The sequence below is a fragment of the Moritella yayanosii genome (assembly GCF_900465055.1).
Lineage (GTDB): Bacteria > Pseudomonadota > Gammaproteobacteria > Enterobacterales > Moritellaceae > Moritella > Moritella yayanosii.
In genome coordinates this window covers 3,042,158-3,060,696 of the sequence record NZ_LS483250.1, presented here as the reverse complement: position 1 = coordinate 3,060,696, position 18,539 = coordinate 3,042,158, and the positions used below count along the sequence as shown (strand labels likewise).

The 18,539-nt window shown below is 41.4% G+C and carries 15 protein-coding genes and 2 pseudogenes; 6 read left to right on the top strand and 11 right to left on the bottom strand.

Annotated elements, in window-relative coordinates; translation table 11 throughout:
* Positions 1 to 189 precede the first annotated feature (189 nt).
* A complete protein-coding gene (mnmG, locus tag MORIYA_RS14155) occupies positions 190 to 2,073 on the bottom strand; it encodes a tRNA uridine-5-carboxymethylaminomethyl(34) synthesis enzyme MnmG (protein WP_112716128.1) in 1,884 nt (627 codons plus the stop codon).
* 389 nt (positions 2,074 to 2,462) lie between these two features.
* Positions 2,463 to 2,912 carry an FMN-binding protein MioC gene (mioC, locus tag MORIYA_RS14150; RefSeq protein ID WP_112716126.1) on the bottom strand — a complete coding sequence of 150 codons (450 nt, stop codon included), beginning with the start codon at positions 2,910 to 2,912 and terminating at the stop codon, positions 2,463 to 2,465.
* 376 nt (positions 2,913 to 3,288) lie between these two features.
* On the opposite strand from mioC, the pseudogene MORIYA_RS21630 reads away from it, so the two are divergent.
* Both MORIYA_RS21630 and MORIYA_RS21625 read left to right on the top strand, forming a co-directional pair.
* Positions 3,289 to 3,654 (top strand): annotated as a pseudogene (locus tag MORIYA_RS21630) (HDOD domain-containing protein).
* Positions 3,651 to 3,941: pseudogene (locus MORIYA_RS21625) on the top strand (HDOD domain-containing protein); the annotation flags it as partial. The pseudogenes MORIYA_RS21630 and MORIYA_RS21625, both read left to right, overlap by 4 nt.
* A gap of 366 nt (positions 3,942 to 4,307) precedes the next feature.
* Here MORIYA_RS21625 and mnmE read toward each other — a convergent pair.
* The 8 genes from mnmE to MORIYA_RS14105 all read right to left on the bottom strand — a co-directional run bounded on the left by mnmE (position 4,308) and on the right by MORIYA_RS14105 (position 10,644).
* Positions 4,308 to 5,672 carry a tRNA uridine-5-carboxymethylaminomethyl(34) synthesis GTPase MnmE gene (mnmE, locus tag MORIYA_RS14140; RefSeq protein WP_112716124.1) on the bottom strand — a complete coding sequence of 455 codons (1,365 nt, stop codon included), beginning with the start codon at positions 5,670 to 5,672 and terminating at the stop codon, positions 4,308 to 4,310.
* Between the two features lie 75 nt (positions 5,673 to 5,747).
* On the bottom strand, positions 5,748 to 7,391 hold the full coding sequence (gene yidC / locus MORIYA_RS14135) for a membrane protein insertase YidC (RefSeq protein WP_112716122.1): 1,644 nt from the start codon (positions 7,389 to 7,391) through the stop codon (positions 5,748 to 5,750).
* 7 nt (positions 7,392 to 7,398) lie between these two features.
* Positions 7,399 to 7,650 carry a membrane protein insertion efficiency factor YidD gene (gene yidD, locus MORIYA_RS14130; protein WP_083849993.1) on the bottom strand — a complete coding sequence of 84 codons (252 nt, stop codon included), beginning with the start codon at positions 7,648 to 7,650 and terminating at the stop codon, positions 7,399 to 7,401.
* Positions 7,617 to 7,940 carry a ribonuclease P protein component gene (gene rnpA, locus MORIYA_RS14125; protein WP_043994929.1) on the bottom strand — a complete coding sequence of 108 codons (324 nt, stop codon included), beginning with the start codon at positions 7,938 to 7,940 and terminating at the stop codon, positions 7,617 to 7,619. Before rnpA ends, yidD begins: the two co-directional genes overlap by 34 nt.
* A gap of 42 nt (positions 7,941 to 7,982) precedes the next feature.
* Entirely contained in the window at positions 7,983 to 8,117 is a 135-nt protein-coding gene (gene rpmH / locus MORIYA_RS14120; RefSeq protein ID WP_006034071.1) for a 50S ribosomal protein L34, read from the bottom strand.
* 372 nt (positions 8,118 to 8,489) lie between these two features.
* Positions 8,490 to 9,224, bottom strand: coding sequence for an amino acid ABC transporter ATP-binding protein (locus MORIYA_RS14115; protein ID WP_112716120.1), 735 nt, complete (start codon positions 9,222 to 9,224; stop codon positions 8,490 to 8,492).
* A 1-nt stretch (position 9,225) separates the two neighbouring features.
* Entirely contained in the window at positions 9,226 to 9,870 is a 645-nt protein-coding gene (locus tag MORIYA_RS14110) for an amino acid ABC transporter permease (RefSeq protein ID WP_112718617.1), read from the bottom strand.
* Between the two features lie 21 nt (positions 9,871 to 9,891).
* On the bottom strand, positions 9,892 to 10,644 hold the full coding sequence (locus MORIYA_RS14105; RefSeq protein ID WP_112716118.1) for an amino acid ABC transporter substrate-binding protein: 753 nt from the start codon (positions 10,642 to 10,644) through the stop codon (positions 9,892 to 9,894).
* Positions 10,645 to 10,906: 262 nt separating this feature from the next.
* Between MORIYA_RS14105 and dnaA the strand changes: the two genes are divergently transcribed.
* Genes dnaA through gyrB form a run of 4 tightly spaced genes read left to right on the top strand, consistent with a single transcriptional unit; the run spans position 10,907 to position 16,936 of the window.
* Positions 10,907 to 12,289 (top strand): chromosomal replication initiator protein DnaA, encoded by a 1,383-nt coding sequence (dnaA, locus tag MORIYA_RS14100; RefSeq protein ID WP_112716116.1) that lies wholly within the window; start codon positions 10,907 to 10,909, stop codon positions 12,287 to 12,289.
* 15 nt (positions 12,290 to 12,304) lie between these two features.
* A complete protein-coding gene (gene dnaN, locus MORIYA_RS14095; RefSeq protein ID WP_112716114.1) occupies positions 12,305 to 13,405 on the top strand; it encodes a DNA polymerase III subunit beta in 1,101 nt (366 codons plus the stop codon).
* 6 nt (positions 13,406 to 13,411) lie between these two features.
* Complete coding sequence (gene recF, locus MORIYA_RS14090; RefSeq protein ID WP_112716112.1) at positions 13,412 to 14,497, top strand: DNA replication/repair protein RecF; 1,086 nt, start codon at positions 13,412 to 13,414, stop codon at positions 14,495 to 14,497.
* Between the two features lie 24 nt (positions 14,498 to 14,521).
* The gene (gene gyrB, locus MORIYA_RS14085; RefSeq protein ID WP_112716110.1) at positions 14,522 to 16,936 is read left to right on the top strand and encodes a DNA topoisomerase (ATP-hydrolyzing) subunit B; all 2,415 of its coding nucleotides are present in this window, start codon (positions 14,522 to 14,524) and stop codon (positions 16,934 to 16,936) included.
* A gap of 98 nt (positions 16,937 to 17,034) precedes the next feature.
* On the opposite strand, the gene MORIYA_RS14080 is transcribed toward gyrB, so the two are convergent.
* The gene (locus MORIYA_RS14080; protein WP_112716108.1) at positions 17,035 to 18,312 is read right to left on the bottom strand and encodes a valine--pyruvate transaminase; all 1,278 of its coding nucleotides are present in this window, start codon (positions 18,310 to 18,312) and stop codon (positions 17,035 to 17,037) included.
* Between the last annotated feature and the right edge of the window lie 227 nt (positions 18,313 to 18,539).

Below are 18,539 nucleotides of genomic sequence, written 5' to 3'. Positions count from 1 at the left end.
GTGATTTACTCCGGTAAAACCTGATTATCTAAGTTAATATTAAATCGTAGAAAAAAGAACAAGACAGCCTATTGATTAAGGTAAAGGTACCTTAACTAAATAGTAGCATTGCAAATTAGGGCATGATGTCAAAAATGAGGTTATATAGCCACCGATAAATGCATTAACGGTGGTTGTTGTACGAATTATTTATTTGCTAAGTAAGTTTTGCTTTTTCAAATAGATTAACAAAATTGAAATTGCAGCAGGTGTGATGCCTGAAATACGCGATGCCATACCAATTGTTTGTGGTTTAACGTCGACTAACTTAGCAACCACTTCATTAGAAAGGCCTTTAATTTTGGCGTAATCTAAATCCGTTGGCAATAAGGTATTTTCATGACGCAGTTGCTTTTCAATCTCCGCTTTCTGACGGTTGATGTAACCTTCGTACTTAATGGTGATTTCAACTTGTTCTGCAGCCGATTCATGCTCTAGCTTCGGACCCAGCTCTTCAATTGTCATCAAGGCGTTGTAGGTTACTTCAGGACGACGCAGAAGATCTTCTAAGGTATGTTCACGTGATAGTGGTTTAGCCAGTATTGCATTGATCTTATCCGCGAATGCTTTATTCGGATTGATCCAAGTAGAACGTAAACGTTGTTGTTCCAGTTCAATCGCTTCCATTTTCTCGTTAAACACCTGCCAGCGATGATCATCAACTAAACCGAGTTTACGGCCTTGCTCTGTTAAACGCGCATCGGCGTTATCTTCACGCAGTATTAAGCGATATTCCGCACGACTGGTAAACATACGGTACGGTTCTTTGGTCCCTAATGTGGCCAGATCGTCGACTAACACACCCAAGTAAGCCTGATCACGGCGTGGGTACCATGTATCTTCTTCTCGTGCTGTGCGTGCGGCATTTAAACCAGCAAGTAGACCTTGTGCCGCCGCTTCTTCGTAACCCGTGGTACCGTTAATTTGACCCGCGAGGAACAAGCCTTCGATAAATTTACTTTCTAACGTTAACTTAAGATCACGGGGATCGAAGTAATCATACTCGATCGCATAACCAGGACGCGTAATGTGGGCATTCTCTAAACCGCGGATCGAACGAACAAGATCAACTTGCACATCATAAGGCAAACTCGTTGATATGCCATTAGGGTAAACTTCATGCGTTGTTAAGCCTTCTGGCTCGATAAAAATCTGATGTGATTCTTTATCTGCAAACCGAGTGATCTTATCTTCGATCGATGGACAGTAACGTGGGCCAATGCCTTCGATCACACCAGTGTACATTGGGCTACGATCCATACCACTGCGGATCACATCATGAGTTTTATTATTGGTATGGGTGATGTAACAAGGTATCTGTTGGGGATGATCTTTACGGTTACCAATGAAAGAAAATACCGGTGTTGGTTTATCACCGTGTTGCTCTTCCATGACCGAAAAATCAATGGTGCGACCATCAATACGCGGCGGAGTACCGGTTTTTAAACGACCTGTACGAATGGGTAATTCACGTAGACGTGCAGCCAATGATACTGAGGCTGGATCACCCGCACGACCACCTGGATAGTTTTGCAAGCCAATGTGAATAAGTCCGTCAAGGAAAGTTCCTACGGTTAATACCACTGATTTAGCTTTAAACGATAAACCGGCTTGAGTCATCACGCCTACGATACGATCATTTTCAATAATAAGATCATCTACTGATTGTTGGAAGATGGTTAGGTTTGGTTGATTTTCAAGTTTTTGACGTACCGCTGATTTATATAATAAACGATCCGCTTGGGCACGTGTTGCACGAACAGCAGGGCCTTTACTTGAATTTAATGTTCTAAATTGAATTCCGCTGAGGTCAGTTGCTTGACCCATGATACCGCCAAGTGCATCAATTTCTTTAACCAGATGGCCTTTACCGATACCACCGATTGCTGGGTTACAGGACATATGTCCTAGCGTATCGATGTTATGGGTTAATAATAATGTATTGCGTCCCATACGAGCAGCAGCAGCAGCCGCTTCTGTGCCTGCATGTCCGCCACCTACGACGATAACTTCAAATTGTTCATGGTATGCCATGTATCACCTCGGTTTTATTTGGCGGATATATTCAGAGCGGCACAGTCTACGGTTTTATCCCACAGATGCAAATGATCTTAATTATATATTTATTTAGATCCAACTGTTGATCTTAAAGATCTTAAAAGAGATCTTATTAGATCTATTATTAGGATCGCCTTGATCTGTTGATAACTCACTTTGATCTAGAAAGATCATGTGTTTAGCGTCGATCACTTACTGTTAGTAAGGCTTGGGCTTGTTACGTATAAGCTGGGTATAAATAGCCGAGTTATACACAGGGCCTTGATTGCTGTATTTGTTCTACAAGGATAACTATAGGTTGATCACAAGAAATAACTATAGTTATCCACAGAAAATAAAAATAAAAAAACATGTATATGGTTATATTATAGCCAATTATTCGCCCATTCAGGGTACCAGTCGTCGATCGCATCTTCAGGGATCGGCGTTTCTAATGTGCATATTTCGAGGGTTTTAGAGACCTTGTTGGCATTTAATTTAGCCAGTTGACGATCGATCATATGACCGGCATTACAGAATTGATCATAAGATTTTGAGCCCAGGGCGATCACTGCATATTTTACGCGGCTTAAATTAGGGGTCGTTTGTTGCAGTTGTAGCGCAAGCGGTGCGATGTTATCAGGGTAGTCACCTGCGCCATGCGTGGCAGTGCAAATGATCCAAGGGTGGTTATGGTCGATCGGTAGGCTGGCTAAATTAGGATCGAGGTGAATATTGACTTTAAAACCTTGATCAATCAGTTTTTCTGCCAAATGATCAGCGACATATTCTGCCGATCCCAATGTTGTTCCTACAATTATTTCGAATGTGTACATGGTTTCCTCTTATTTAAACGATGCTTTCACTGTGTTTTCTGTAAAATATGGTCTATTACAATAATATTCATATATATTAAGGCACTTATGGCTTCATTGTTTCAACGTTTTCATACTGTATTTGGTCGTTTCTACGGGTTAAAAAGACACCGTATACGCCACTTAAATCGGTTATTAATAGCCTTGTAACGACAACAGTGAGTATACCTGATGTCGCTGTAGCGGATGAGATAATTGACACCAGTTCATTATTTTATGATGTTCTGTTTAATCATAAGCATGTGGTAACAGAAGCGAGTGCTGGATTAAACCCGTTAGAAAAAAGCATCTTACTTAAGTGGCAGCGGGGGTTGGCCGACCTGAAAGTTTCGCGTTAATGGTGATGCGACAACCTGAAGTATTGCATAAGGTACCGGTGGTAATTGACCGTGATGATTATACCGCAGCACAATTAGCGGCATTGATTACCCAGGATCCAGTATTAGCCGCTGATGTGATCAAGTTAGTGAACTCGGCTGGTCATAAATTAGGGTCTCAGGAAGTCACTAGTTTGTAAGCGACCGTGGTTCGTTTAGGTGGTTTACAGATTAAATCGATTGTACAGACGATCGTGATGCAACATATTACCGAGATAAAGCCGATTTATTTTAAGTTATTTGGTCTGCATTTATGGCAGCATTCACTTACAACGGCCTTGTGGGCAAAAAAGTTAGCCAAGAGTAGGGGGAGGATCCTGACTTAGTCTATTTCTTCGGTTTGATTCACGATGTGGGTAAAATTGCGCTGTTTAAATTAATCGTCGATGAAATGAATATCAGTGACCCACAATTTAGACCCTGTTCAAAGTTATGCCGTCAAATGATGACCAAACACTCATTGCGCTTGTCGGCGTTAATCGCTCAGACTTGGCTGTTACCAGGTCCTGTGGTGAAAGCCTTGTATGAACAGTCTGAAAGTAGCGCGGTTCTACAGTATACGGGGCCTGGTAAGTTATTTCTACAAGCTAATTTATACAGTGAGATACACTGATTGCTAGAACAAGGTTATATTTCCCAACTGCAAGCAACAGAATTTTGCTGTGATAATCACCTCGATATTCAAGCGTGCATCGCTGGAGTATAAAGCCATAATTAGACTTGCTTATTGGCGGTTATTTGCTAGTAAACGAATGTTAATCACTGATTTATCCGCACCTATTTTAGCGGTGTTTAAAGTTATCATTTATCTGGGGTAACTTGTGGGTAACTCTGTGGATGGGTTTGTAACATGGATGGTATTGGATCGTTGCCGAAGTGTTTTAAATGTGGCGGTTATGATCTTTAGTGGCAGTGTGTAAGTTGGGAGGTAAATAAACGGACGATCCAAGTTAGGATCGTCCTGATTGTTATTTGTGTATTATTTACCGATGCAGAATGAAGTAAAGATACGGCCAAGAAGATCGTCAGAGCTGAACTCGCCGGTAATTTCAGACAGTTGCTGTTGGGCTAAACGTAGCTCTTCTGCAAGCAGCTCTCCCGCCATGTAAACTTCAAGCTGCTCCTTACCTATCTGCAAGTGCTCCGAGGCCTTCTCAATAGCGTCTAAGTGGCGACGACGGGCAGTGAAACCACCTTCTGTATTGCTTTGGTAGCCCATACATTTTTTTAAATGATCCTTAAGCTCATCTAAGCCAATGTTTTCTTTTGCTGAGATTTTAAATACTGGATGGCTTTGATCGTCACTCACAGTGAGTGTTTCCCCGGTAAGATCCACTTTATTTCTGATCACAGTCAGTCCGATCGAACTTGGCAGACGATCAATGAAGTCAGGCCAAATTTCGGCAGGATCCGTGGCGTCAGTGGTGGTGGCATCAACCATGAAGAGTACTTGATCCGCGTTATTGATCTCTTGCCAAGCGCGTTCGATACCAATTTGTTCAATGCGATCAGGGCTATCGCGCAAACCAGCGGTATCAATAATATGCAGTGGCATACCATCTATGTGAATATGTTCACGTAGAACATCACGCGTTGTGCCGGCAATGTCGGTTACAATCGCGGATTCTTTACCTGCTAGCGCATTGAGCAAACTTGATTTACCAGCGTTAGGACGGCCTGCAATCACCACCTTCATACCTTCGCGGATTATGGCACCTTGCTTGGCTTCTTTTTGCACCGCTGAGAGGTTGTCCATGATGTTATACAGTGCTTGGGAAATTTTACCGTCGGCAAGAAAATCGACTTCTTCTTCTGGAAAATCAATCGCGGCTTCAACGTAAATACGTAAGTGGATTAAACTTTCGGTCAGGGTATTAATTTTTTTCGAGAATTCACCTTGCAGTGAGTTCATTGCTGATTTAACCGCGCGTTCGGAGGTGGCATCGATCAGATCAGCAATGGCTTCGGCTTGGATTAAATCCATTTTGTCATTGAGAAATGCACGCTCTGAAAATTCACCCGGACGGGCCATTCTGATGCCGTCTATTTTAAGAATACGGCGCATCAGCATATCCATGATCACGGGGCCCCCATGACCTTGTAACTCTAAAACATCTTCACCGGTAAATGAATTTGGTGCTTTGAACAAGATGGCAATACCTTGGTCAATTGTTTGCTGTTCTTCATCCAAGAAAGATAAGTAATCGGCTTTACGCACGGTTGGAATTTTATTTAAAATTGTCTGCGCGACTAACTCTGTTTTTGCGCCAGAGATACGAATAATACCTACACCACCTCGTCCTGGCGGTGTGGCTTGTGCAATGATAGTTTCATTAGTTAGCATGTGATGACCCGAAGATAGTAGATTTTTTAGATGAAAAAAGGCGGCACAAGGGCCGCCTTGATAAGATTAGCAAGCTTATTTCTTACTATGCAAACCTTGTTTTTCCAGTGAGCGGAAAATAATAGTTTGTTGGATAATGGTAACCACGTTACTCATTAACCAGTATAGAACTAGCCCAGCAGGGAACCACAAGAAGAAGAAAGTAAACATCACAGGCATAAACTGCATGACTTTTTGTTGTATTGGATCCTGTACTTGTGTTGGCGACATTTTCTGGATTATGAACATAGTAACACCCATTAATAACGGTAATACGTAGTACGGGTCTTGTGCTGATAAATCATTGATCCACAATGCGAATGGTGCGTGACGTAATTCCACACTTTCCATTAATGCCCAGTATAAAGAGATGAAAATAGGCATCTGGATGATCATTGGGAAACAACCGCCTAATGGATTTACTTTCTCTTCTTTATACAATGCCATCATTGATTGCGACATTTTTTGTTTGTCGTCACCACATTTTTCACGTAATGCGGTTAATTTAGGCTGTAGTAAGCGCATTTTAGCCATTGACGTATATTGCGCTTTGGTTAGCGGATACATTGCACCACGCACGGTAAACGTGATCATGATGACGGCAATACCCCAGTTACCCACTAAACCGTGGAAGAACTGTAACAGTTGGAATAATGGTTGTGCGATGAACCATAACCAGCTGTAGTCTACTGTTAGGTCAAGACCTTCAACTAATTCACCCATCTGATCTTGTAATTTTGGACCAATCCAAAGTTTTGCTGAGATAGTTGCTTCGCTGTTTGCCGCAATCGCTTCAACAGGTTGTTTGAAACCGATAATCGCTTGACCTTGGGTAAAGTCAGTACGGCCAATGTTCAAACTATAGAACTGGTTTTGGCTATCGCCTGGGATCCAAGCTGTTACAAAATAATGTTGTAACATGCCAACCCAACCTGCCGCGGTTGTGCGGCTTAGGTTGGCATCGCTAATATCACCGAAATCGTATTTTTCATAACGTTTATCAGTTGTACCCAGTGCGGCACCACGGTAAGCCTTCATCATCATGCTGCTACCCTGGTCTTCGGCAAGATCAATATTTTGTTTTAATTGACCGTACATTTGTACCGAAATCGCGTTAGCAGATGAGTTATTAATGTTGTAGCTAACGTCAACGTCATAGTTGCCACGAGTTAGGGTAAATATTTTGGTAAATTCAACCCCGTTAGTATCTGTATAAGACAGAGGGACACTTAATGTATCGCCTGAAATCGTAAAGTTTTGCGCTGTCGTCGTATATTGTGGACGACCATTTACGTTTGCATCTGGACCATTTGCGCCAATAAGACCACTTTGTGCAACATAAACATTTGTTGCATCATTTTGTAATAAGGTGAAACGTTCTTCTGCATCAAGTTCTGTCGCATGCTCAAGTAAGTCTGCACGAACAATATCACCACCTAAGGTGTCGATAGTCAGTTCAAGTACATCTGAACTGATGGTGATCAGATTGTTTGATTGTGTGCTATTTGGCGCATCAGTGGATGAGTCACTGCCTGCGGGTACATCGCCAGTTAAACTATTAATGATCGCTTGAGTCGTTGTTGGTACTGCAACCGGGTTGTCTTTATTTTGCCATTCGGTAAATAGCAAAAAGCTGACAAACAATAATCCGATGACAAGTAAATTACGTTGGGATTCCATAATCTAATTAATCTCTTTGTTTGGGGTCAGGTACAGGATCGTAACCATGTTTATTACTAAAAGGATGACATATTAATAGACGTTTGGCTGTGAGCCAACAACCTTTTGTAAATCCGTGGAGTTTTATTGATTCTATCGCGTATTGAGAACACGTTGGAGTGAAGCGACAGCGAGGCCCAATCATTGGACTAATGAATAATTGGTACCCTCGAATTAATTTGGTGCCTAACCATTGCAGCGGCGACAAAGTTTGCGCCATAACTTCTCCAATAATGCATCGATTTCTGCATTTTCCAAGTTTGCAATACCAGATTTAGCGATAACCACGATATCAACATTAGGAAAATCATGCTGGCGTGTCCGAAAACTTTCTCTAATTAGACGCTTAACTCGGTTACGGCCGACAGCAAGTTTTATCGCTTTTTTAGGTACCGCTAAACCAAGACGAGGATGTCCAAGGGAGTTATTTTTGGCAAGTATAGTTATATGAGGTGAGGCTGATCGCACAGGGTCTGCGAATACGTTTTTGAAGTGTTCGGGAGTTAACAAGCGTAACTCCCGAGGAAAGCTCTTATCTATCACGTCTGATAATTAAGCGCTTAAAGTCTTACGACCTTTTGCACGGCGACGTGCAAGAACCTTACGGCCACCTACAGTTGCTTTACGTGCGCGGAAACCGTGTGAACGTTTACGCTTAAGGTTACTTGGTTGAAAAGTACGTTTCATAGCTTTATCCGTTATAAAATTAACTGTACAGTTATGTTGAGTTAGCCAAGAAATAATGACCGGTCGTCAACTTGACTAACACAAAAAGAGGCGGAATTTTAATCATTGTTGTAAAACAAGTCAATAATTAATCAATACTCGCCTCGTGAAAATAGCAATATCTCACTTAAATTCGATATTCTCGGCCGATTATTATGCGATTGGATACATGAAATAATAGGCTAAATTCCTATCCATATAGATAAAAATTATAATTTGGTTTAATAATTGCTGTTATTCCAATCTGATCACAGGGATCAAGCGGGGAATTATACAGGCTATTTACTAACTAACAAGTCAGCACTGCTAATTTATCCACTTTATAGTGTCGGATTATCGATTTACTCGCTGTAAAAATGTACGAGTACGAGGATCTTGCGGGTTATTAAAGATCATATCCGCGGATCCTTGTTCAACAATCTGACCTTGGTCCATAAAAATCACTCGGTCTGCGATCTCTTTTGCAAATTGCATTTCGTGCGTCACAATCAGCATGGTTTGCTTTTGTTTGGCTAATCGACGCATTAACGTGAGTACTTCACCCACCCATTCGGGGTCTAACGCCGAGGTTGGTTCATCAAATAAGATCACTTTGCTTTGTGCTGCCATTGCTCGCGCTATGCCGATACGTTGTTGTTGCCCCCCCGACAATGCCGAAGGATAACTGTCCTGTTTATCTGTTAAACCAATGCTTTTAAGGATAGTAAGCGCTTCTTGTTTGGCTACTTCTGCCGATTTTCCGCGGACGATAATCAAGCCCTCGGTAATATTTTCTAATGCTGTTTTATTGGCAAACAATGCATAATTTTGAAATACGAAGGCGGTTTTTTTACGTAATGCTGTTATTTGCTTTTTAGTTGCCGTGCTGGCATCGACAACTAAGTCATCAATGGTAATGGTCGCGCTAGTTGGTTGTTCCAGAAAGTTAAGGCAACGTAACAGGGTTGATTTCCCCGTACCCGAAGGACCAATAATAACGGTTGTTTCGCCTTCTTTGATATTCAAATCAATTTGGCGTAATACCACATTATCGCCAAAATGTTTACTTAAGTTAGTCACTTTGATCATGTTAATAGGCCCTGTTGAGGTAGCGTTCTAAATGTACTTGCATTTGGGTAAAGACCATTACCACAGCCCAGTAAATTAACGCCACCGCCAGGTAGCTTTCGAAGAAGTAAAAACTTGATGACGCTTCCATCTGGGTTTTTGCCATGATCTCAGTAACACCGAGCGTAAACGCTAGGGATGTGCTTTTGATCATGTCGATAAAGTAATTCATCAATGATGGGGTGGCAATACGTGCAGCTTGTGGCAGCACGATACGGCGCATAGCTTGACTCGTGGTCATACCGGTACTCAACGCGGCTTCCATCTGGGATTTATCCACCGCCATAATGGCGGCGCGAATAGTTTCTGCTTTGTAAGCGGCAAAGTGCAGGGTTAAGCCTATCACGGATGCGGTAAAGGCATCCATGTGGATCAATATTGGGAATACGCGTGGCAGACCGTAATACAGTAAAAATAACTGGACAAGGAGCGGGGTGCCACGAAAAAAAGAAATAAATAACATCGCTAATTGATTGAATACTGGCACTTTGAACGTGCGTACAACCGCTAAGCCAATGGCTATTATTAGGGCAAAGACGACACCAATCAGTGCCATCTGCATGGTTGTTCCCAAATACTTAAGCAGTATCGGGAACAGGTTTAGCATGTACTCAAAATTAAATTGCATTTATTTTACAGTGATATCCGTTGAAAACCATTTTTCTGAAATTGCAGCCAGTGTGCCATCTGCACGCATGCTATCCAGAATTGTATTCACTTTTAGGCGTAGCACGTCTTGTTTTTCTGTTTTCAAAAATGGCATTGCATTTTCGATCGTTTCAAACGTTGAGCCTGCAAGTTGCAGCGGTAATGGTGATTTGTTAATTAATTCAAGTGATGATAAACGATCCATCACAAACGCATCGGTACGCCCTAATGCTACATCACGTTCGATACCTGTGTCGTAGGTTTTGATGGTAATGTTGTTATTCGTATCATATTTGCGTACTAAATCAGCAAAATTAGACCCTAAGTTTACGCCCACGGTTTTGTTCGCAAGGTTGCTAATACCGTTAATTTCGGTATTGCCTTTTTTTACTACTACTTGTGCACCGTCATACACGTAAGTTTGGCTAAATGCATATTTGGCGGTTCGTGCAGGGGTAATGGTTACTTGGTTTGAAATCGTGTCGATACGACCAGTTTCTAACATTCCGAATAGACCGGAAAAATTAACCGTGATGAATTCTACTTTTGAATCATTACGCTTCGCGATCTCTTCCCATAAATCAACTTCAAAACCCTGGAGTTGATCGTTTTTTGAAAAAGTGAATGGAAAGTAGTTGCCTGACATGCCGACTTTAATTGTTTCTTGTGCATATGCTACGCTCGTTAACGTTGTGCTTACAAGCATTGCTGCTGCTATTAATAGTTTTTTCATGGTCCATCCTGATGACTAAAATTATATGTTTGATGGGTGCATGATATTCTAATGTAAAATGAATTATAAATAGCGTTTAGTTATAAGTAATTGCTAAAAGATAGTGTGATTAATTATATTTACCGGTTTTTTCATATGTATTGGCACCTTATTGGTTTTTATTTTACTTTTGTGTGGATAACTGTTTATTCATGCTAGCGCTTATGCACAATTAGCAGTAAAATAATCTATTATTCTTTATTATTAATCTGGAGTGTGGAGAGTGTCAGTTTCTCTTTGGCAGCAATGCCTTTCGCGCTTACAAAATGAGCTTTCTGCTACTGAATTCAGTATGTGGTTACGCCCACTGAAAGCCGAACTTACCGATAGTACTCTCACCTTGTATGCTCCGAACCGTTTTGTTCTTGATTGGGTTCGTGATAAGTACCTTAATTCCATCACCGCATTATTTGATGAATTTTGTGGTGCTGACGCGCCTATCTTGCGTTTCGATATCGGTGGTAAACCAACGATAATCAGGCAAGCTACAACTAAGATTGATCGGGTGGTGGCGGCCAAAGTTATGCGCTTCCCACAAACCGATCCGTGGGAATCCAGTTCACCACAACAGCCAACCATCAATCACCGTAGTAATGTTAATCTGAATTATACCTTTGACAACTTTGTTGAAGGTAAGTCAAACCAATTAGCTCGTGCCGCCGCACAGCAGGTGGCGAGTAATCCGGGTGGTGCTTATAACCCGTTATTTCTATATGGTGGCACAGGTTTAGGTAAAACGCATTTATTACACGCGGTTGGTAATGGTATTAAAGCGCAAAACCCCAATGCCAAAGTGATCTACATGCACTCTGAACGTTTTGTACAAGACATGGTGAAAGCTCTGCAGAACAATGCCATTGAAGCATTCAAAAATTATTACCGCAGTGTTGATGCATTATTGATTGATGACATTCAATTTTTTGCCAAAAAAGAACGTTCACAGGAAGAATTTTTTCATACTTTTAATGCCTTACTTGAAGGCAATCAACAGATCATTTTAACGTCCGATCGTTATCCAAAAGAGATAGACGGCGTTGAAGATAGATTGAAATCGCGTTTTGGTTGGGGTTTAACCATTGCTATTGAACCACCAGAGCTGGAAACCCGCGTTGCCATCTTAATGCGTAAAGCGGTTGAAAGTAACATTCATTTACCCGATGAAGTGGCGTTCTTTATTGCCAAACGTTTACGTTCAAATGTACGTGAACTGGAAGGGGCATTGAATCGCGTGATCGCCAATGCTAACTTTACGGGTCGTGCGATTAATATTGATTTTGTTCGTGAAGCATTACGTGACTTATTAGCGCTACAAGAAAAGTTAGTGACGATTGATAATATTCAAAAGACAGTGGCTGAATATTATAAGATTAAAATGGCGGATTTATTATCTAAGCGTCGTAGTCGCTCTGTGGCGAGACCGCGTCAAGTCGCAATGGCATTAGCCAAAGAATTAACTAATCACAGCTTACCGGAAATTGGTGATGCGTTTGGTGGTCGGGACCATACTACGGTATTACACGCTTGCCGTAAGATCGTGCAACTGAAAGAAGAAAATCACGATATTAAAGAAGATTACTCTAATTTGATTAGAACCCTATCGTCGTAAAAAAGGTTATATTACATGCAATTTACAATTAATCGCGAAGCATTATTACGACCGCTACAGTTGGTATCGGGTGCCTTGTCTAATCGCCCAACGCTGCCGATTTTAGGTAATGTGTTACTTGATGCCAAAGAGGGTAAGTTATCGTTAACCGGTACCGATCTGGAAGTTGAATTAATTGGTCAAGTTACTCTTGATGGTGAGTTTACTGAAGGGCGCACTACGGTACCAGCGAAAAAACTCCTCGATATCTGTCGTGGTTTACCGGACAGTGCGCAAATTCAAGTGAGTTATGCGAATGATCGTATTGTGGTGAAATCAGGACGTAGTCGTTTTTCATTATCCACATTACCGGCAACTGAATTTCCAAATATTGAAGATTGGGATAACGATATTGAATTTGAACTGCGACAAGGTTCATTACGTCGATTGATTGACAATACTCAGTTTTCGATGGCCAGTCAGGATGTACGTTATTATCTTAACGGTATGTTGTTTGAAACGGAAGGCAATATATTACGTACCGTGGCTACCGATGGCCACCGTCTGGCAGTGGCCAGCTGTGAGCATGATGCCAACTTAAAGCAACAGCAAGTGATTGTGCCGCGTAAAGGTGTATTAGAGTTAGTGCGCTTGTTAGACAGTGAAGAAGACATGGTTAAGATCCAATTAGGGTCGAATAACATTCGGGCTATTACCAGCGGTTTTGTTTTTACCTGTAAATTGGTTGATGGTCGTTTTCCTGATTACCGTCGGGTATTACCAAAAAATGCCGATAAGATGTTAATATCAAATCGTGAAGAATTAAAACAAGCATTTTCACGTGCGGCTATTTTATCGAATGAAAAATTCCGTGGTGTACGTTTGAATATGAATCAGGGCTTACTCAAAATCACGGCGAACAACCCAGAGCAAGAAGAAGCGGAAGAGTTACTTGATGTTGAATTTGCACATGATGAGTTAGAGATCAGTTTCAATGTAAGTTATGTCTTAGATGTACTGAATACACTTAAATGTGAAAAAATTAAAATATCGTTATCCGATGCAAACAGCAGTGCATTGATCGAAGATGAACAATCTGATCAAGCACTGTATGTTGTTATGCCAATGCGGTTATAAGTGTAGATGGGACTAGTTAAGCTAAACCTCACTGATTTTAGAAATATTAAACATGCATCCATGCAACCTGGAGCGGGTATTAATATTATTCTGGGTGACAATGGCAGTGGTAAATCGAGTGTATTAGAAGCGATTCATTATTTAGGATTGGGGCGTTCTTTTCGCACACACTTAACCAGTCGCGTGGTTCACCATGGTGAGAAGGATTTCACTTTATTTTCAGAATGTCGGCAACGATTAAATGATGACAGGATCACCACGATTGGATTAAAAAAATCAAAAAACAGTGATACCGAATTAAAAATTGCCGGACAAAAAGCAGAGCGACTTGCTGAGTTACCGGGGATATTACCGCTACAATTAATTCACCCAGAAAGTTTTACCTTACTTTCAAGTGGCCCTAAATTACGTCGACAATTTGTTGATTGGGGGGTGTTCCACCTGGAAACTGATTTTTTTGCGACGTGGGCAAAACTAACTCGATTATTAAAACAGCGTAATGCTATTTTAAAGTCGGGCAAGCGTTATGCTGAGTTAGCATATTGGGATAAGGAGTTTGCAGTTCAAGGGACTATTATTGCGCAGATGCGTAGGCGTTATCTTGAACAGCTTATTCCGATCATTAAATCTGCCTTGGCAGACTTCTTACCCGAATATGACTTTGATATTCGCTACCATCAAGGGTGGGATCGCAATATCGAGTTAGCTGCATTATTAAAACAAAATTTTATGCGCGATCAACAGTTAGGTTACACTAGCTTAGGTCCGCAAAAAGCGGATATCCGAATTAGAGCGAACGGAGTACCGGCACATGATATTTTATCGAGAGGTCAACTTAAATTGGCCGTGTGCGCAATGCGATTAAGTCAGGGACTTTTTTTAAGTCAGCACAGCAATAAGCGATGCACTTTTTTAATCGATGACTTTTCCTCAGAACTTGATGACAGTAAACGGAAGTTGCTGGCGCAGTATCTGATTGAGAGTAAGGCTCAAGTATTTGTTACGGCTATTGATAAAAGTCAGGTAACAGCTCTCTTAACGGAGGACTGTAAAATGTTTCACGTGGAACATGGCAAATTAATTGAATTTTAAATATAAAGGCGCGAGAGCTTAACTATGTCTGAAAATAATTACGACTCTTCAAGTATTAAAGTACTGAAAGGCTTGGACGCGGTGCGTAAGCGTCCCGGTATGTATATTGGCGATACTGATGATGGTTCAGGTTTACATCACATGGTATTTGAGGTTGTTGATAACTCTATCGATGAAGCATTAGCGGGTCATTGTACTGATATTGTAGTGACAATACATGACGATGGTTCTGTATCTGTTAGTGATGATGGTCGTGGTATTCCGGTTGATATTCATGAGGAAGGAGTCTCTGCTGCCGAAGTTATTTTAACGGTATTGCATGCCGGTGGTAAATTTGATGACAATTCTTATAAAGTTTCAGGTGGTTTACACGGGGTTGGTGTTTCTGTTGTAAATGCATTATCAGCCAAACTGGAACTGACGATCTTCCGTCACGGTAAGATCCATAACCAAATATATCGTCACGGTGTACCTGAGGCGCCAATGGCAGCGACGGGTGTTATCGAGGGCACTGGGACTAAATTACGTTTTTGGCCAAGTCATGATACCTTTACCAATACATTATTCCATTATGATATTTTAGCTAAACGTTTACGTGAATTATCTTTCTTGAACTCGGGTGTTTCAATCAAGCTAATTGATGAACGTGAAGATGGTAAATCGGATCATTTCGTTTACCAAGGTGGTATTAAGGCATTTATTGATTACTTAAATGTGAACAAAACCCCGATTAATAAAGACGCATTTCACTTCTCTGTGGAACGTGACGATGGCATTACTGTTGAAGTTGCGATGCAGTGGAACGATGGTTTCCAAGAAGCTATTTATTGCTTTACGAATAATATTCCGCAACGTGATGGTGGCTCTCATCTTGCCGGTTTCCGTGGTGCGTTAACGCGAACCCTGAATAATTACATGGAAAAAGAAGGTTTCCTGAAAAAAGCCAAATCTTCGACTGCAACGGGTGATGATGCCCGTGAAGGTCTGACTGCTGTTATTTCAGTGAAAGTACCGGATCCTAAATTCTCTTCACAAACTAAAGATAAATTAGTTTCTTCTGAAGTGAAATCAGCGGTTGAACAAACGATGGGTGAAAAATTAGCAGAATACTTGCTAGAAAACCCGAAAGAAGCGGCAATCGTGGTAACTAAAATTATCGATGCATCGCGCGCGCGCGAAGCAGCACGTAAAGCACGTGATATGACACGTCGTAAAGGTGCGTTAGACTTAGCGGGATTACCTGGTAAACTGGCTGATTGTCAGGAAAAAGATCCGGCACTTTCTGAACTGTATATCGTGGAAGGTGACTCTGCGGGCGGTTCTGCTAAGCAGGGACGTAATCGTAAAAATCAAGCTATTCTACCGTTGAAAGGTAAGATCTTAAACGTAGAAAAAGCCCGTTTTGATAAAATGTTATCTTCACAAGAAGTCGCCACCTTAATCACAGCGCTGGGTTGTGGTATTGGTCGTGATGAATATAATCCAGATAAAACACGTTACCATCAAATTATTATCATGACGGATGCCGACGTCGATGGTTCGCATATCCGTACTTTATTGTTGACCTTCTTCTTCCGCCAAATGCCGGAACTTATTGAACGTGGTTATATCTATATTGCTCAACCACCACTATATAAAATGAAGAAGGGTAAACAAGAACGTTACCTTAAAGATGATGCGGACTTAACTCAATATCTCACCACGATCGCATTAGACGATGCGGGTTTGTTTGTTAATCCAGATGCGCCTGCAATTCAAGGTACAGCGTTAGAAGCTTTAGTGACTGGTTACCGTAAGATTGAAAAATTAATGGCGAAGCTAAATCGTAGTTTACCAACAGTGTTTACTAACGAAATTATTTATCAGGCGCCACTAACCGTTGAGATGCTACACGATGAAGCGCTAACGATGGCATGGGCTGAAGAGCTAGTTGCCACGTTAACCGCGAAAGAAATGTCGGGTACCTTGTACTCTGCACGTATTGTTAAAGATGAAGCGAGTCAGTTATTCTATCCGATATTATCTATTCGCCAACATGGTCTAGATAATGACTATGACTTCACACCTGGTTTCTTTAAGTCAAAAGAATACGCGATGCTGACTGGTTTAGGTATCGCCAATTTACTTGAAGAAGGCGCTTATATTAAACGTGGTGATAAGACTCGTGAAGTAACCAGTTTTGTTGAAGCGCTAAACTGGTTAATGGCTGAATCGAAACGTGGTAGTTATATTCAACGCTATAAAGGTCTAGGTGAAATGAACCCGAGTCAGTTATGGGAAACAACCATGGATCCTGACACGCGTCGTATGTTGCAAGTGCGTATTGAAGATGCTGTGGCAGCCGATCAACTGTTCAGCACCTTAATGGGTGATCATGTTGAACCGCGTCGTGAATTTATTGAAGAAAACGCATTAAAAGTAGCTAACTTAGATTTCTAAATCTGCTATATTTAATGTATTAAAAAGGAGCCGATAGGCTCCTTTTTTGTATCTGTTGATTATGGCATTAATATTAAATCCGGCTTATGCTATTCAGATTAAGCGGTCGCTGTACTTATTACGACCATTTCAGCGTAAGCTTTTTGTACTTCTTCGGCAATGATTTTTATCCCACGTTGTACCGCATCATCGGGTTGCGAATAATTCATGCGGATACATTCATCGGTATGACGCCATTCTTCATCTAAACCTGGGAAGAAATGATGACCCGATACGATGAGAACGCCACGTGTTTTTAAACGCTCATATAGTTCTTGGCTGCTGATCGGTAGGTCTTTGAACCATAACCACAAGAAGATTGCGCCTTCCGGTTTATGAATGCGGAAGCGTGCATCGGTAATACTGTCTTGTAACCAAGTCACGGCTTGCTGTGCTTTGGCATAATAGTAAGGTTTGATCACGTCTTCACTTAAGCTAATGATGTCACCAGATTCAACCAGGTTTTGTGCCAGCATTGGCCCTAAGCTACCGGGTGCTAAGTTAATAATACCGCTTAAGTTCGAGATAGCGGAAATCACTTCTTCATTACCAATCACGATACCACACCGGGTACCGGGTAAGCCGAGTTTTGAAAGACTCATGCATAAGATAGTATTGTCGTTGTAAATGGGTTCTACTGGTTCAAATATAATATTTGGAAACGGTGTGCCGTAAGCGTTATCTATCAGCAGTGGAATGTTATGTTGTCTGGCGAGCGTATCAAGGCGCTGCATTTCTTCATCCGTTAATACATTACCGGTTGGGTTAGTGGGACGCGATACGCAGATTAAACCAATATCGTCGGTAATATGCAGGTTGTCGAAATCAACATGGTACTTAAATAAACCATCATCAAGTAATTCAATCTTAGGCTTCACCGTCTCAAAAAAATCATCGCTCAGTGCCGTGTCGGTATAACCTATGTATTCCGGCGCTAACGGGAACAATACTTTCTTTTTCTTATTGCCAGCAAAGTCACCGGCGAATAAGTTGAATAGGTAGAAGAAGGCATTTTGGCTGCCATTGGTCAGGGCGATGTTTTTATCGGTTAATTCCCAGTCGTAAGTTTTATTTAATAATGTAGCAAGTGCTGTGGTGAAACGGTTATTTCCTCGTGGACCATCGTAGTTGGACATTGCTGTAACCAGATCGCCACTGCTTAATAGTTGTTGTGCTTCACTGCTAAAGCGCGCCAGCATCTCAGGGATCTGAGCAGGGTTACCACCACCAAGCATGATGACATCATCACCGCTGCGGATGCCTTCATTTAGATCATGCATTAGCTGCGTGATGCCTGAGAATTTAGTAAATCTTTGACCAAACAATGAGAATTCCATATCAGCACTTCTTGTAATTATTTAAAAGGGTAAACAACCAACATAGCGGAACTTTAAGCGCTTGTCGAGAGCTCGAGAACGGCTAATTTATTTTTCTTACCGGTAATGTTTCACGTGAAACAAAAGGATTTTAGCGGTGATATGTTCCACGTGGAACATCATCTAAAAGACGGATTGACGCTGTGTGCTTATAGCCAAAAGTACTGAATAATAAAGTCGTAATAACA

Excerpts from the sequence above, each read along its gene's own strand:
- yidD (WP_083849993.1), bottom strand. The coding sequence starts at position 7,650 with ATGGCGCAAACTTTGTCGCCGCTGCAATGGTTAGGCACCAAATTAATT.
- MORIYA_RS14110 (WP_112718617.1), bottom strand. The coding sequence starts at position 9,870 with ATGCTAAACCTGTTCCCGATACTGCTTAAGTATTTGGGAACAACCATG.
- mnmE (WP_112716124.1), bottom strand. The coding sequence starts at position 5,672 with ATGCTAACTAATGAAACTATCATTGCACAAGCCACACCGCCAGGACGA.
- MORIYA_RS14105 (WP_112716118.1), bottom strand. The coding sequence starts at position 10,644 with ATGAAAAAACTATTAATAGCAGCAGCAATGCTTGTAAGCACAACGTTA.
- dnaN (WP_112716114.1), top strand. The coding sequence starts at position 12,305 with ATGCAATTTACAATTAATCGCGAAGCATTATTACGACCGCTACAGTTG.
- MORIYA_RS14115 (WP_112716120.1), bottom strand. The coding sequence starts at position 9,224 with ATGATCAAAGTGACTAACTTAAGTAAACATTTTGGCGATAATGTGGTA.
- mnmG (WP_112716128.1), bottom strand. The coding sequence starts at position 2,073 with ATGGCATACCATGAACAATTTGAAGTTATCGTCGTAGGTGGCGGACAT.
- MORIYA_RS14080 (WP_112716108.1), bottom strand. The coding sequence starts at position 18,312 with ATGGAATTCTCATTGTTTGGTCAAAGATTTACTAAATTCTCAGGCATC.
- recF (WP_112716112.1), top strand. The coding sequence starts at position 13,412 with ATGGGACTAGTTAAGCTAAACCTCACTGATTTTAGAAATATTAAACAT.
- mioC (WP_112716126.1), bottom strand. The coding sequence starts at position 2,912 with ATGTACACATTCGAAATAATTGTAGGAACAACATTGGGATCGGCAGAA.
- gyrB (WP_112716110.1), top strand. The coding sequence starts at position 14,522 with ATGTCTGAAAATAATTACGACTCTTCAAGTATTAAAGTACTGAAAGGC.
- yidC (WP_112716122.1), bottom strand. The coding sequence starts at position 7,391 with ATGGAATCCCAACGTAATTTACTTGTCATCGGATTATTGTTTGTCAGC.
- rpmH (WP_006034071.1), bottom strand. The coding sequence starts at position 8,117 with ATGAAACGTACTTTTCAACCAAGTAACCTTAAGCGTAAACGTTCACAC.